This window comes from Apibacter sp. B3546, assembly GCF_009827885.1.
GTDB lineage: Bacteria > Bacteroidota > Bacteroidia > Flavobacteriales > Weeksellaceae > Apibacter.
Window position 1 is genome coordinate 687,471 of sequence record NZ_WINW01000002.1, and the last position, 10,816, is coordinate 698,286.

The 10,816-nt window shown below is 32.8% G+C and carries 22 protein-coding genes; all 22 read right to left on the reverse strand.

All coding sequences use genetic code 11. The features are described from left to right. Nucleotides 1-2: 2 nt before the first annotated feature. The 22 genes from secY to GFU93_RS03215 all read right to left on the reverse strand — a co-directional run bounded on the left by secY (nucleotide 3) and on the right by GFU93_RS03215 (nucleotide 10,650). Entirely contained in the window at nucleotides 3-1,382 is a 1,380-nt protein-coding gene (secY, locus tag GFU93_RS03110) for a preprotein translocase subunit SecY (protein ID WP_105298118.1), read from the reverse strand. Between the two features lie 6 nt (nucleotides 1,383-1,388). Continuing rightward, nucleotides 1,389-1,838 carry a 50S ribosomal protein L15 gene (rplO, locus tag GFU93_RS03115; RefSeq protein ID WP_105298119.1) on the reverse strand — a complete coding sequence of 150 codons (450 nt, stop codon included), beginning with the start codon at nucleotides 1,836-1,838 and terminating at the stop codon, nucleotides 1,389-1,391. Between the two features lie 6 nt (nucleotides 1,839-1,844). Then, nucleotides 1,845-2,021, reverse strand: coding sequence for a 50S ribosomal protein L30 (rpmD, locus tag GFU93_RS03120; protein ID WP_055425355.1), 177 nt, complete (start codon nucleotides 2,019-2,021; stop codon nucleotides 1,845-1,847). Nucleotides 2,022-2,025: 4 nt separating this feature from the next. Next, complete coding sequence (gene rpsE, locus GFU93_RS03125) at nucleotides 2,026-2,547, reverse strand: 30S ribosomal protein S5 (protein ID WP_055425356.1); 522 nt, start codon at nucleotides 2,545-2,547, stop codon at nucleotides 2,026-2,028. A 14-nt stretch (nucleotides 2,548-2,561) separates the two neighbouring features. Further along, entirely contained in the window at nucleotides 2,562-2,918 is a 357-nt protein-coding gene (gene rplR / locus GFU93_RS03130; RefSeq protein ID WP_105298120.1) for a 50S ribosomal protein L18, read from the reverse strand. Nucleotides 2,919-2,929: 11 nt separating this feature from the next. Further along, a complete protein-coding gene (rplF, locus tag GFU93_RS03135) occupies nucleotides 2,930-3,475 on the reverse strand; it encodes a 50S ribosomal protein L6 (RefSeq protein ID WP_105298121.1) in 546 nt (181 codons plus the stop codon). Between the two features lie 12 nt (nucleotides 3,476-3,487). Next, on the reverse strand, nucleotides 3,488-3,886 hold the full coding sequence (gene rpsH / locus GFU93_RS03140) for a 30S ribosomal protein S8 (RefSeq protein ID WP_105298122.1): 399 nt from the start codon (nucleotides 3,884-3,886) through the stop codon (nucleotides 3,488-3,490). Between the two features lie 63 nt (nucleotides 3,887-3,949). Further along, nucleotides 3,950-4,219, reverse strand: coding sequence for a 30S ribosomal protein S14 (rpsN, locus tag GFU93_RS03145; RefSeq protein WP_055425360.1), 270 nt, complete (start codon nucleotides 4,217-4,219; stop codon nucleotides 3,950-3,952). Nucleotides 4,220-4,227: 8 nt separating this feature from the next. Beyond that, a complete protein-coding gene (gene rplE, locus GFU93_RS03150; protein ID WP_105298123.1) occupies nucleotides 4,228-4,779 on the reverse strand; it encodes a 50S ribosomal protein L5 in 552 nt (183 codons plus the stop codon). A 16-nt stretch (nucleotides 4,780-4,795) separates the two neighbouring features. After that, nucleotides 4,796-5,110, reverse strand: a complete 315-nt coding sequence (gene rplX / locus GFU93_RS03155) for a 50S ribosomal protein L24 (RefSeq protein WP_105298124.1) — start codon at nucleotides 5,108-5,110, stop codon at nucleotides 4,796-4,798. Between the two features lie 15 nt (nucleotides 5,111-5,125). Beyond that, nucleotides 5,126-5,494, reverse strand: a complete 369-nt coding sequence (gene rplN / locus GFU93_RS03160) for a 50S ribosomal protein L14 (protein ID WP_055425363.1) — start codon at nucleotides 5,492-5,494, stop codon at nucleotides 5,126-5,128. A gap of 7 nt (nucleotides 5,495-5,501) precedes the next feature. Beyond that, on the reverse strand, nucleotides 5,502-5,756 hold the full coding sequence (rpsQ, locus tag GFU93_RS03165) for a 30S ribosomal protein S17 (RefSeq protein ID WP_055425364.1): 255 nt from the start codon (nucleotides 5,754-5,756) through the stop codon (nucleotides 5,502-5,504). Nucleotides 5,757-5,788: 32 nt separating this feature from the next. Continuing rightward, nucleotides 5,789-5,965 (reverse strand): 50S ribosomal protein L29, encoded by a 177-nt coding sequence (rpmC, locus tag GFU93_RS03170; RefSeq protein ID WP_105298126.1) that lies wholly within the window; start codon nucleotides 5,963-5,965, stop codon nucleotides 5,789-5,791. A 12-nt stretch (nucleotides 5,966-5,977) separates the two neighbouring features. Beyond that, entirely contained in the window at nucleotides 5,978-6,400 is a 423-nt protein-coding gene (gene rplP / locus GFU93_RS03175; RefSeq protein ID WP_055425366.1) for a 50S ribosomal protein L16, read from the reverse strand. Between the two features lie 19 nt (nucleotides 6,401-6,419). Beyond that, nucleotides 6,420-7,115: a 30S ribosomal protein S3 gene (rpsC, locus tag GFU93_RS03180; protein ID WP_055425367.1), complete on the reverse strand. Its 696-nt coding sequence runs from the start codon at nucleotides 7,113-7,115 to the stop codon at nucleotides 6,420-6,422. Between the two features lie 2 nt (nucleotides 7,116-7,117). Next, a complete protein-coding gene (gene rplV, locus GFU93_RS03185; protein ID WP_055425368.1) occupies nucleotides 7,118-7,522 on the reverse strand; it encodes a 50S ribosomal protein L22 in 405 nt (134 codons plus the stop codon). Nucleotides 7,523-7,528: 6 nt separating this feature from the next. Then, nucleotides 7,529-7,807 carry a 30S ribosomal protein S19 gene (gene rpsS / locus GFU93_RS03190; RefSeq protein WP_055425369.1) on the reverse strand — a complete coding sequence of 93 codons (279 nt, stop codon included), beginning with the start codon at nucleotides 7,805-7,807 and terminating at the stop codon, nucleotides 7,529-7,531. Nucleotides 7,808-7,813: 6 nt separating this feature from the next. Further along, the gene (gene rplB / locus GFU93_RS03195; protein ID WP_105298127.1) at nucleotides 7,814-8,635 is read right to left on the reverse strand and encodes a 50S ribosomal protein L2; all 822 of its coding nucleotides are present in this window, start codon (nucleotides 8,633-8,635) and stop codon (nucleotides 7,814-7,816) included. A gap of 13 nt (nucleotides 8,636-8,648) precedes the next feature. Further along, the gene (rplW, locus tag GFU93_RS03200) at nucleotides 8,649-8,939 is read right to left on the reverse strand and encodes a 50S ribosomal protein L23 (RefSeq protein ID WP_105298128.1); all 291 of its coding nucleotides are present in this window, start codon (nucleotides 8,937-8,939) and stop codon (nucleotides 8,649-8,651) included. Between the two features lie 4 nt (nucleotides 8,940-8,943). After that, the gene (gene rplD, locus GFU93_RS03205; protein ID WP_105298129.1) at nucleotides 8,944-9,573 is read right to left on the reverse strand and encodes a 50S ribosomal protein L4; all 630 of its coding nucleotides are present in this window, start codon (nucleotides 9,571-9,573) and stop codon (nucleotides 8,944-8,946) included. Continuing rightward, complete coding sequence (rplC, locus tag GFU93_RS03210; RefSeq protein WP_055425373.1) at nucleotides 9,564-10,187, reverse strand: 50S ribosomal protein L3; 624 nt, start codon at nucleotides 10,185-10,187, stop codon at nucleotides 9,564-9,566. Before rplC ends, rplD begins: the two co-directional genes overlap by 10 nt. Before the next feature lie 301 nt (nucleotides 10,188-10,488). Continuing rightward, nucleotides 10,489-10,650, reverse strand: a complete 162-nt coding sequence (locus GFU93_RS03215) for a hypothetical protein (protein ID WP_160567154.1) — start codon at nucleotides 10,648-10,650, stop codon at nucleotides 10,489-10,491. Nucleotides 10,651-10,816 lie beyond the last annotated feature (166 nt).

Sequence of the window (10,816 nt, forward strand, 5' to 3'; positions counted from 1 at the left end):
TATTAATTCGGATTTCTACTTAATCTTGATTGCATTAAACCATCATAATGGTGGTTTAATAAATAAGTATTAATTTGTTGAACAGTATCTAATAATACTCCTACCATAATTAATAAGGAAGTTCCACCAAAAAATAAAGCAAATTTATCGGTTGCGGTGAGACCGATAATTTTAACTATTGCAGGAAGAACTGCTATAAGAGCTAAATAAATAGCTCCAGGTAGTGTAATTTTAGATAAAACATCATCTAAATAATCAGCTGTTTCTTTACCTGGTTTTACACGTGGAATTAATCCTCCATTTCTTTTTAAATCATCAGCCATTTGATTTATAGGAATTGTAATAGCTGTGTAGAAAAAGGTAAAGACAATTATTAATAGGGCAAATAATAGATTATATTGCCAACTAAATACTTGACTAAATCCTGCCCAAAAAGTATTAGTAGTTGTTTCAGAACGTACCAATAAACCCGGTATGAACATTAATGCTTGTGCAAAAATGATAGGCATTACACCGGCTGCATTAACTTTTAATGGTATATATTGCCTTGCCGCATTTGTTATGGAACGTAATGATCCAGATTTTGTTCTACTAACGTATTGTACAGGAACTTTTCTTACGGCTACAGTCAACATAATACATAATATGATAACTAACAACCAAGCAATTACTTCTATAAACATCATGATAAGTCCTTTTCCGGTATCTCCCATTTGTACACCAACTTCTTGAACAAATGCTGTTGGAAAACCTGCTAAAATACCAACCATAATTAAAATAGATATCCCATTACCGATTCCTTTGTCAGTTATCTTTTCCCCCATCCACATAGCAAAAATTGTGCCTGAAATTAAGATTATAATACTTGGCACCCAAAATAAGAAAATATTATTGGGATCTACTAAATAGGCTGTTCTAAATTGTTCAATAGGTAGAAAGACTTGTGTAATAGATGTCAAATAGGCAGGAGCTTGTATTAAACATATTAAAATTGTCAACCACCTAGTAATCTGATTAACCGTCTTACGACCGCTTTCTCCCTCTTTTTGTAGTTTTTGTATATAAGGTATAGCTAATCCCATTAATTGCACCACAATAGAAGCAGATATATACGGCATAATACCTAAAGCAAAAATTGATGCTTTACTGAATGCACCTCCCGTAAATGAAGATAATAACCCTAACAGGCCGGTAGCCTGTTGGTTTCCACCATTGTTTTTGTAGATTTCAAGAATATTATCTACTTCAACCATATTGATAGCAGGAAGTGAAACATGCGTACCAAATCTGTATACCAATACTAGAACAAAAGTGAAAATAAGTTTATCTCTTAACTCTTTTATACTCCAGATATTCTTTAATGTCTGTATAAATCCTTTCATGCTTTTTTATAAGATGTTAGCTTTCCCTCCGGCTTTTTCTATAGCCTCTTTTGCTGATTTAGTATATTTATCAACAGTTATATTAACGGTAGATTTTAATTCTCCTCTGCCAAGAATTTTAACTAAATCATTTTTAGAAATTAATCCATTTTCGATTAAAGTTTCTTTAGTGATTTCAGTAGAAATTTTATTACTATCAATTAAACCTTGAATTGTGTCTAAATTAATACCTACATATTCTTTTCTATTGATATTCTTAAAGCCAAATTTAGGAATCCTTCTTTGTAAAGGCATTTGACCTCCTTCAAATCCTACTTTATCTTTATGTCCTGAACGAGATTTATCTCCTTTGTGACCTTTAGTAGAAGTACCTCCTTTACCACTTCCTTGACCTCTACCTAGTCTCTTGCTATTATGTGTTGAACCTTGTGCAGGTTTTAAAGTATGTAAATTCATATCTTATTATTCTTCAACAGTTACTAAATGTTTTACTACTGCAACCATACCTAATATTTGTGGGGTTGCTTCATGTTCAACGGTCTTATTCAATTTAGTTAAACCTAATGCTTCTAAAGTAAGCTTTTGATTTTTCGGTCTTTTAATTGAACTTCTTTTTAAAGTTATTTTTATCGTTGCCATGTTCTTATCCTTTAAATACTTTAGAAAGTGAAACTCCTCTTTGTTGTGCAATAGTTTCAGCACTTCTTAAGTTTAATAGTGCTTTTACTGTTGCTTTTACTACGTTATGCGGATTTGAAGATCCTTTAGATTTTGAAAGTACATCTTTAACTCCTGCAGATTCCAATACGGCACGAACAGCTCCTCCGGCAATCAAACCTGTACCATGAGATGCCGGACGTATAAATACATCAGCACCGCCATATTTTGCAGATTGTTCATGTGGAAGTGAACCGTTTAATATCGGTACTCTAACTAAATTTTTCTTAGCATCTTCTACAGCTTTTGAAATAGCGCTAGCCACTTCTTTTGATTTACCTAAACCGAATCCTACAACTCCTTTTTCATCACCTACAACCACAATAGCTGAAAATCCGAATGCTCTACCACCTTTGGTTACTTTTGTTACTCTTTGTACACCTACTAAACGATCTACAAGTTCTAACCCACCCGGTTTTACTCTTTCAATATTATTTATTCCTAACATAATTTTTTAATGTATTAAAATTTTAAACCTCCTTCTCTAGCACCATCAGCTAAGGCTTTCACTCTTCCGTGATATATAAAGCCATTTCTATCAAAAACTACAGTTTCAATACCGGCTACTTTAGCATTTTCAGCTAATTTCTTACCTACTAAAGCAGAAATTTCAGTTTTAGTTCCTTTTTCTCCGGCAATTTCTTTTTGACGCGAAGATGCGTAAGCTAAAGTTTTGCCAGAATTATCATCTATAAGTTGAGCGTAAATTTCTTTATTACTTCTAAAAACTGACAAACGAGGTTTTTCAGCTGTACCGAATATATTTTTACGTACTCTCCTTTTAACTCTTATTCTTTTTTCTCTTTTAGTTAATGCCATAACTTAATTTTTTATGCAGATTTACCTGCTTTTCTTCTGATTTGTTCTCCTACAAATTTAACTCCTTTACCTTTATAAGGTTCAGGTTTACGAAGTGATCTTATTTTTGCACAAACCATCCCTAATAAATGTTTATCATACGAAGATAAAGTAATTATTGGATTTTTACCTTTTTCTGTTAAAGTTTCCACTTTTACTTCTTGAGGTAACTCTATAACTACTAAATGCGAAAATCCTAAAGCCAATTCTAATTTTTGGCCTTGATTAGATGCTCTATAACCTACCCCCGCTAATTCCAATTTTTTGGTGAATCCTTCAGATACACCAACTATCATGTTATTAATAAGAGCTCTGTATAATCCATGCAAAGATTTATGTTCTTTACTGTCGGATGGACGTTGAACTGCTAATTCAGAATTTTCAATATTTATAGTTATTCCTCCAGTAAGTTCTTGTTTTAACTCACCGTTTTTTCCTTTAACTGTAACTACATTATCTTTATAATCAATGGTAGTACCTGTTGGAATATTTATTATTGCTTTTCCTATTCTTGACATTTCTTCAATTTTTTAATAAACATAACAAATTACCTCTCCACCAACATTTTCTTGTCTAGCTTTCTTATCTGTCATTACTCCTTTTGAAGTTGAGATAATAGCGATACCTAATCCATTTAAAACTCTTGGAAGTTCTTTACAACCGGAATATTTTCTTAAGCCCGGTTTAGATGCTCTTTGAATTTTTTTGATAGCAGGAAGATTAGTTGCTTTATCGTATTTTAAAGCAATTTTAATAATTCCTTGTACACTACCTTCTTCAAATTTGTAGTTAAGGATATATCCTTGATCGAAGAGAATTTTAGTAATCTCTTTTTTAATTTTTGATGCAGGAATTTCAACAACTTTGTGTCCTGCTCTCATGGCATTTCTTACTCTTGTTAAGTAATCTGCAATTGGGTCTGTAACCATATTTATTTAATTTTAGAGTATAGAATTTAAATTCTACTTTTAAAATCTATTAATTTTTAATTTTTACCAACTAGCTTTTTTAACTCCCGGTATTAATCCTTCGTTAGCCATTTCTCTAAAAGTTACTCTGGAAATTCCAAAAACTCTCATATATCCTCTTGGCCTTCCTGTAAGCTTACATCTATTATGTAATCTTACCGGAGAAGAGTTTTTAGGAAGCTTTTGAAGTGCTTCGTAGTCTCCGGCTTCTTTTAAAGCTTTTCTTTTAGCGGCATATTTAGCTGAAAGTGCTTCTCTTTTGCGCTCACGCGCTTTCATTGATTCTTTAGCCATACTATTAATTAATTCTTTTTAAATGGTAATCCAAAGTGGGTTAATAATGCTTTTGCTTCCTTATCGGTTTTTGCATTAGTTACAAAGGTAATATCCATACCTTGAATTTTCTTCACTTTATCAATATTTATTTCTGGAAATATGATTTGTTCAGTAATTCCTAATGTATAGTTACCTCTACCGTCAAAACCATCTGATTTTATTCCATTAAAATCTCTAACACGAGGTAAAGCAGCAGTAATTAATCTATCTAAAAATTCATACATTCTATCACCTCGTAAGGTAACCATTGCGCCGATTGGCATTCCTTTTCTTAATTTGAAACCGGCTTCATCTTTTTTAGATAGACATGGTATTGCTTTTTGTCCTGCAATTAAAGAAATTTCTTCAACTGCATAATCAACAATTTTTTTATCTGCTGTTGCTGCCCCTAATCCTTGGCTTATCACAATCTTTTCTAGTTTTGGAACTTGCATTACAGATGTATAACCAAATTCCTCTTTTAGAGCAGAGATGATTTTATCTTTATATAATTGTTTCGGTCTTGCTATGTATTGCATAATCTTTCAAATTTAATTAAATCACTTCTCCTGATTTGGTTGCAACTCTAACTTTTTTCTCACCATCCATTTTATAACTTACTCTTGTTGGTTTTCCGGATTTTGGATCCAATAGAGCTAAGTTAGAAATATGTATAGAAGCTTCTTTTTCAATAATACTTCCTTGAGGATTTTCTGCTGAAGGTTTTCTATGTTTTTTAACTATATTAACTCCTTCAACTATCGCTCTGTTTTTTTCAGGATAAATTACTAAAACTTGTCCTTGCTTTCCTCTGTATGATCCGGCAAGAACTTGAACTTTATCTCCTTTTTTTATTTTAACTTTTGCCATTTTTTTTAATTTACCTTATAATACCTCAGGAGCTAATGATATAATTTTCATATACTCTTTATCACGTAATTCTCTGGCTACCGGTCCAAAAACACGAGTTCCTCTCATTTCTCCTGCTGCATTTAACAATACACATGCATTATCTTCAAAACTAATATAAGAACCGTCTTTCCTTCTTACAGGTTTTTTAGTTCTAACCACTACTGCTTTGGATACTTGACCTTTTTTAGCGTTTCCTGATGGAGTAGCATCTTTTATAGTAACAACTATTTTATCACCTACAGATGCATATCTTCTTTTTGAACCTCCTAACACTCTGATAACTAAAGCCTCTTTTGCTCCAGTATTATCTGCAACTTTTAATCTTGATTCTGTTTGTAGCATCTCTAAATTATTTAGCTCTTTCTAATATTTCTACTAATCTCCATCTTTTACTCTTACTCAATGGACGAGTTTCCATAATGCGAACGGTATCTCCTTCATTGCATTCGTTTTTCTCATCGTGAGCAGTATATTTTTTAGTTTTTAAAACGAATTTCCCATACATGGGATGTTTCATTCTGCTTGTCTCACTAACAACGATAGTTTTATCCATCTTATTGCTAGATACTACTCCGATTCTTTCTTTTCTTAAATTTCTTTCCATAATTGAAATTAAATTCTTTTTCGGATTTTAAATTACTTTAAGGCTGTTAACAACCTTGCTATTGTTTTTCTCATCTCTCTTAATTGAATCGGATTTCCAATTGGAGACACTTTATGTGATAATCTTAGTTTAGCATACTCAGCTTTTGTCTCAGCTAATTTTGCTTTAACTTCTTCTTGACTTAAATTTCTTATATCAACTGCTTTCATCGATTTTATTATTTATGATTGCACAAAATCGTTAGCAACAACAAATTTAGTTTTTACCGGTAATTTTTGAGCTGCAAGTCGTAATGCTTCTTTTGCAACATCATAAGGAACTCCCCCTATTTCAAATAAAATTCTTCCCGGTGATACTCTTGCTACCCAATATTCCACAGCACCTTTTCCTTTACCCATACGAACCTCAGCAGGTTTTTTGGTAATAGGCTTATCCGGGAATATTTTAATCCATAATTGTCCTTCTCTTTTCATATATCGAGTGGCAGCAATACGTGCAGCTTCTATCTGTCTTGCAGTAATAAATACTGAATCTAACGCTTTAATTCCAAAAGTACCGTATGCTAATTTACTTCCTCTGTAAGAAAGACCTTTCATACGTCCTTTTTGCTGTTTACGGAATTTTGTTCTTTTTGGTTGTAACATAATTACCTAAGATATTTTTTTATCTTCTTTCTTTAACTTTTCTTTTCTGAGTCTTTTTCTGAAGACCTACTAACGGAGATAACTCTCTTTTACCATACACTTCGCCTTTCATAATCCATACTTTTACCCCTAAGCGACCATAAGTTGTATGAGCTTCAGCAATATAATAATCGATATCAGCACGGAAAGTTGACAAAGGAATTCTTCCTTCTTTAAAAGATTCTGATCTTGCCATTTCAGCACCGTTTAAACGTCCGGAAATCATAATTTTAATTCCTTCAGCGTTCATTCTCATTGTAGATGCGATAGCCATTTTAACAGCTCTTCTATATGAGATACGGCTTTCAATTTGACGAGCTACACTTTCTGCAACTAATTTTGCATCCAGTTCAGGTCTTTTAATTTCAAAAATATTTATTTGAATTTCCTTTTTAGTAATCTTTTTTAACTCTTCTTTTAATTTATCTACTTCCTGACCACCTTTTCCTATGATAATTCCAGGTCTTGCTGTGGTGATGGTAATAGTAACTAATTTCAAAGTTCTTTCGATGTAAATTCTGGAAACACCTGCTTTGGATAATCTTGCTTCTAAATATCTTCTGATTTTATAATCTTCTGCTATTTTATCTCCAAAGTTTTTTCCACCATACCAATTAGAATCCCATCCTCGAATGATTCCTAATCTATTACCTATTGGATTTGTTTTCTGTCCCATACTTAATTTACTTCGTTTTTGTTTCCTAGAATAATTGTTACATGATTAGATCTTTTTCTAATCCTATATCCTCTCCCTTGAGGAGCAGGACGTAATCTTTTTAACATAGATCCACCGTCAACAAAAATTTCTTTTACATAAAGTTTAGCTTCTTCGATGTCTTTGCCTTCATTTTTAACTTGCCAATTAGCTATGGCACTTAATAAAAGTTTTTCTAATCTGATTGAAGCCTCTTTTTTTGAATATTTTAATATGTATAATGCTTTATCAACATCAACGCCTCTAATGATATCTGCTACTAATCTCATCTTTCTAGGCGAGGTAGGACAATTATTCAAGCGAGCAATTGCTAAATTTTTCTTAGCTTCTTTACGTGCTGTTGCACTATTTTGTTTTCTGTTACCCATTGCTTATTATCTGTTACCTTTATTTTTATTTCCTGCATGACCTCTAAACACACGAGTAGGTGAAAATTCTCCTAGCTTATGTCCAACCATATTTTCAGTTACATATACCGGTACAAATTGTTTTCCGTTATGTACTGCAAACGTTTGACCAACGAAATCCGGAGATATCATTGATGCTCTAGACCATGTTTTAATCACGACTTTTTTTCCTGACTCTATATTTGCTTGAACTTTCTTGTTTAATTTATAGTGAATATAAGGTCCTTTTTTTAACGAACGTGCCATACTAGATTATTTTCTTTTTTGTAAAATATAACGATTCGATTCTTTCTTCTTTGAACGAGTCTTGTATCCTTTTGCAGGCATACCTTTTCTAGATCTTGGATGTCCTCCGGTTGATCTACCTTCACCACCTCCCATTGGGTGATCTACAGGGTTCATTGCTACCGGCCTTGTTCTTGGTCTTCTTCCTAACCATCTGCTTCTACCTGCTTTACCAGATACGATTAGCTGATGATCTGAATTGGAAACAGAACCAATTGTTGCCATACATTCAACTAAAATCATACGAGTTTCTCCGGAAGGCATTTTAAGAACGGCATATTTACCGTCTCTGGCTATAAGTTGTGCGCTGGTTCCGGCACTTCTTGCCATTTTTGCTCCTTGTCCGGGACGTAACTCAATACATGAAATAACAGTACCTAAAGGTATGCTTTTTAATTTCATTGCGTTTCCAATTTCAGGAGCAACACTCTCTCCTGAAACGACTTTTTGTCCTACCTTAATACCGTGAGGAGACACAATGTAGCGTTTTTCACCGTCTGCATAAACCAATAATGCGATAAATGCAGTTCTGTTTGGATCATATTCTACTGATTTTACAGTAGCCGGAATGCCAAACTTATTTCTCTTGAAATCGATCTCTCTGTATCGTTTCTTGTGTCCACCTCCGGTATAACGCATGGTCATTTTTCCGGAATTATTTCTACCTCCTGATTTAGAAATTCCTCTTAGTAAGGATTTTTCCGGTTTTGAAGTAGTGATTTCTTCAAAATTGTTAACAATTCTGAATCTTTGTCCGGGGGTGATAGGTTTTAATTTTCTTACCGACATGATTCTTTATAAATTATATATTTCCAAATACATCAATGGTTTGACCTTCTTTTATATCAACCATTGCTTTTTTCAATTTATTAGTTTTTCCAACTTGAAGACCTGTTTTTGTATATTTTGATTTAACAACAGGTGCAGAAATTAATGTTCTTACTGCAACTACATTAACTCCGTAAGCTTGTTCTACAGCATATTTAATCTCTGACTTATTCGCTTTAGTATTTACTAAAAAAGTATAACGATTTCTTTTTTCAGCGATTTCGTTAGCTTTTTCTGATATAATAGGTTTTATGAGTACAGACATAATTCTATTTTCTTAAATTTTCTTGTATTTTTTCTACTGAGCTTTCAAACAAAACCACTTCATTCGCTTTTAAGATATCATAACTACTTATCTCGTTATATCCTAATACTTTAGCGTCTTGTAAATTTCGTGATGACAAGTATACATTTTTATTAGACTGCCCTAAAATAAACAAAGCTTTTTTGTTAGCTAGTCCTAAATCTTGTAAAACTTTAGTAAAATCTTTTGTTTTAGGTGCTTCAAAATTTAAGTCTTCAACTACTTTTAAGTTGTTTTCTTTTAATTTTTGACTAAAAACTGATTTTTTTGCTATTCTTTTTAATGATTTATTTAATTTGAACCTGTAATCTCTTGGTCTAGGTCCAAATACTCTTGCTCCACCTCTGAACAAAGGGTTGTTGATATCCCCTTTTCGGGAACCTCCTGTTCCTTTTTGACGGTGAAGTTTACGAGTTGATCCACTTAATTCGGATCTTTCTTTAGATTTATGGGTTCCTTGTCTCTGTGATGCCAAATATTGCTTTACTTCTAAGTAAACAGCATGTGTATTCGGTTCAACTCCAAATATTGTTTCGTCTAAAGTAACCTTTCTTCCGGTTTCTTTTCCGCTTCTATCTAGTACTACTAATTCCATCTTCTTACAATTACATATGAATTTTTAGGACCCGGAACTGCACCTTTTACAATTAAAAGATTTTTTTCATTGTCCACTTTTATAACCTGTAAATTTTGCACTGTCACTTGATTTCCACCCATTCTTCCTGCCATTCTCATTCCTTTAAATACTCTGGATGGATCTGATCCTGCTCCAATAGAACCCGGAGCTCTTAATCTGTTATGCTGACCGTGTGTTGCTTGCATAACCCCTCCAAAGCCGTGTCTTTTAACCACCCCTTGGAATCCTTTACCTTTTGAAGTTCCGGTAACGTCAACATATTCTCCTTCTGAAAATAAATCAACTTTTACTTCTTCTCCAATTTTCAATCCGTCAAACCCATGACGAAACTCCACCATTTTTCTTTTTGGTGTTGAACCTGCTTTTTTGAAGTGACCTAAAAGGGCTTTGCCGACATTTTTTTCACTTCTGTCATCGAAACCTAGCTGAACCGCATAATAGCCGTCCTTTTCTTCGGTTCTGACCTGTAAAACTGTACATGGACCTGCTTCTATAACAGTACAAGGAATGTTTTTACCTTCCTCGTCAAACAAGCTGGTCATGCCAATTTTTTTTCCAATAATACCTGACATTTGTTCTATTTATATATTTTTTCGGACTGCAAAATTAAAAAATTTTTTTCACAATTTAACATTCTGATTCAAAATTTTTTATAATTAGTTTTTATTTTGATTTCAATGGTTTTAACTTGATTAAAATTTTAATTTAAAATTTCTCATTATTCCATCCAATTTTTGGTAAATCTATTTAGAACAAATTACTTATATTCTTATCTTTTTACTATTTGTTATACTTCACTTCATAATTCAATTTTTTTATCAAATAATCTTTAGCATATCTAAAGTTATATTTCCTGTTTTTTATATAAAAAAACTATTTCTTCTTTATCAACAGTAACTCTCCCATACATTTTCTCTTTTTTCCTCCGTATATATAATAAATTAAAGTGTCTTTGGAAAATTCTTCTTCTGTTAATGTAAAAATAAGATATTTCCCCTTAACACCCATATTACCATTGGAAGTATCTCCATTCATGCATCTTTCCCATGTTCGGGAGAGACCTATACTANGTCGGCTCCCATACTAAAGTTACCATTGGAAGTATCACCATTCATGCATCTTTCCCATGTTCGGGAGAGACCTATACTATCTATGGCTTCTATGTATAACTCGTTTCCTCCTTGTTTTTTGATATTTCCAA

Coding starts and splice junctions, on each gene's coding strand:
- secY (WP_105298118.1), bottom strand. CDS start 1,382: ATGAAAGGATTTATACAGACATTAAAGAATATCTGGAGTATAAAAGAG.
- rplO (WP_105298119.1), bottom strand. CDS start 1,838: ATGAATTTACATACTTTAAAACCTGCACAAGGTTCAACACATAATAGC.
- rpmD (WP_055425355.1), bottom strand. CDS start 2,021: ATGGCAACGATAAAAATAACTTTAAAAAGAAGTTCAATTAAAAGACCG.
- rpsE (WP_055425356.1), bottom strand. CDS start 2,547: ATGTTAGGAATAAATAATATTGAAAGAGTAAAACCGGGTGGGTTAGAA.
- rplR (WP_105298120.1), bottom strand. CDS start 2,918: ATGGCATTAACTAAAAGAGAAAAAAGAATAAGAGTTAAAAGGAGAGTA.
- rplF (WP_105298121.1), bottom strand. CDS start 3,475: ATGTCAAGAATAGGAAAAGCAATAATAAATATTCCAACAGGTACTACC.
- rpsH (WP_105298122.1), bottom strand. CDS start 3,886: ATGGTTACAGACCCAATTGCAGATTACTTAACAAGAGTAAGAAATGCC.
- rpsN (WP_055425360.1), bottom strand. CDS start 4,219: ATGGCTAAAGAATCAATGAAAGCGCGTGAGCGCAAAAGAGAAGCACTT.
- rplE (WP_105298123.1), bottom strand. CDS start 4,779: ATGCAATACATAGCAAGACCGAAACAATTATATAAAGATAAAATCATC.
- rplX (WP_105298124.1), bottom strand. CDS start 5,110: ATGGCAAAAGTTAAAATAAAAAAAGGAGATAAAGTTCAAGTTCTTGCC.
- rplN (WP_055425363.1), bottom strand. CDS start 5,494: ATGCTACAAACAGAATCAAGATTAAAAGTTGCAGATAATACTGGAGCA.
- rpsQ (WP_055425364.1), bottom strand. CDS start 5,756: ATGGAAAGAAATTTAAGAAAAGAAAGAATCGGAGTAGTATCTAGCAAT.
- rpmC (WP_105298126.1), bottom strand. CDS start 5,965: ATGAAAGCAGTTGATATAAGAAATTTAAGTCAAGAAGAAGTTAAAGCA.
- rplP (WP_055425366.1), bottom strand. CDS start 6,400: ATGTTACAACCAAAAAGAACAAAATTCCGTAAACAGCAAAAAGGACGT.
- rpsC (WP_055425367.1), bottom strand. CDS start 7,115: ATGGGACAGAAAACAAATCCAATAGGTAATAGATTAGGAATCATTCGA.
- rplV (WP_055425368.1), bottom strand. CDS start 7,522: ATGGGTAACAGAAAACAAAATAGTGCAACAGCACGTAAAGAAGCTAAG.
- rpsS (WP_055425369.1), bottom strand. CDS start 7,807: ATGGCACGTTCGTTAAAAAAAGGACCTTATATTCACTATAAATTAAAC.
- rplB (WP_105298127.1), bottom strand. CDS start 8,635: ATGTCGGTAAGAAAATTAAAACCTATCACCCCCGGACAAAGATTCAGA.
- rplW (WP_105298128.1), bottom strand. CDS start 8,939: ATGTCTGTACTCATAAAACCTATTATATCAGAAAAAGCTAACGAAATC.
- rplD (WP_105298129.1), bottom strand. CDS start 9,573: ATGGAATTAGTAGTACTAGATAGAAGCGGAAAAGAAACCGGAAGAAAG.
- rplC (WP_055425373.1), bottom strand. CDS start 10,187: ATGTCAGGTATTATTGGAAAAAAAATTGGCATGACCAGCTTGTTTGAC.
- GFU93_RS03215 (WP_160567154.1), bottom strand. CDS start 10,650: ATGAATGGAGATACTTCCAATGGTAATATGGGTGTTAAGGGGAAATAT.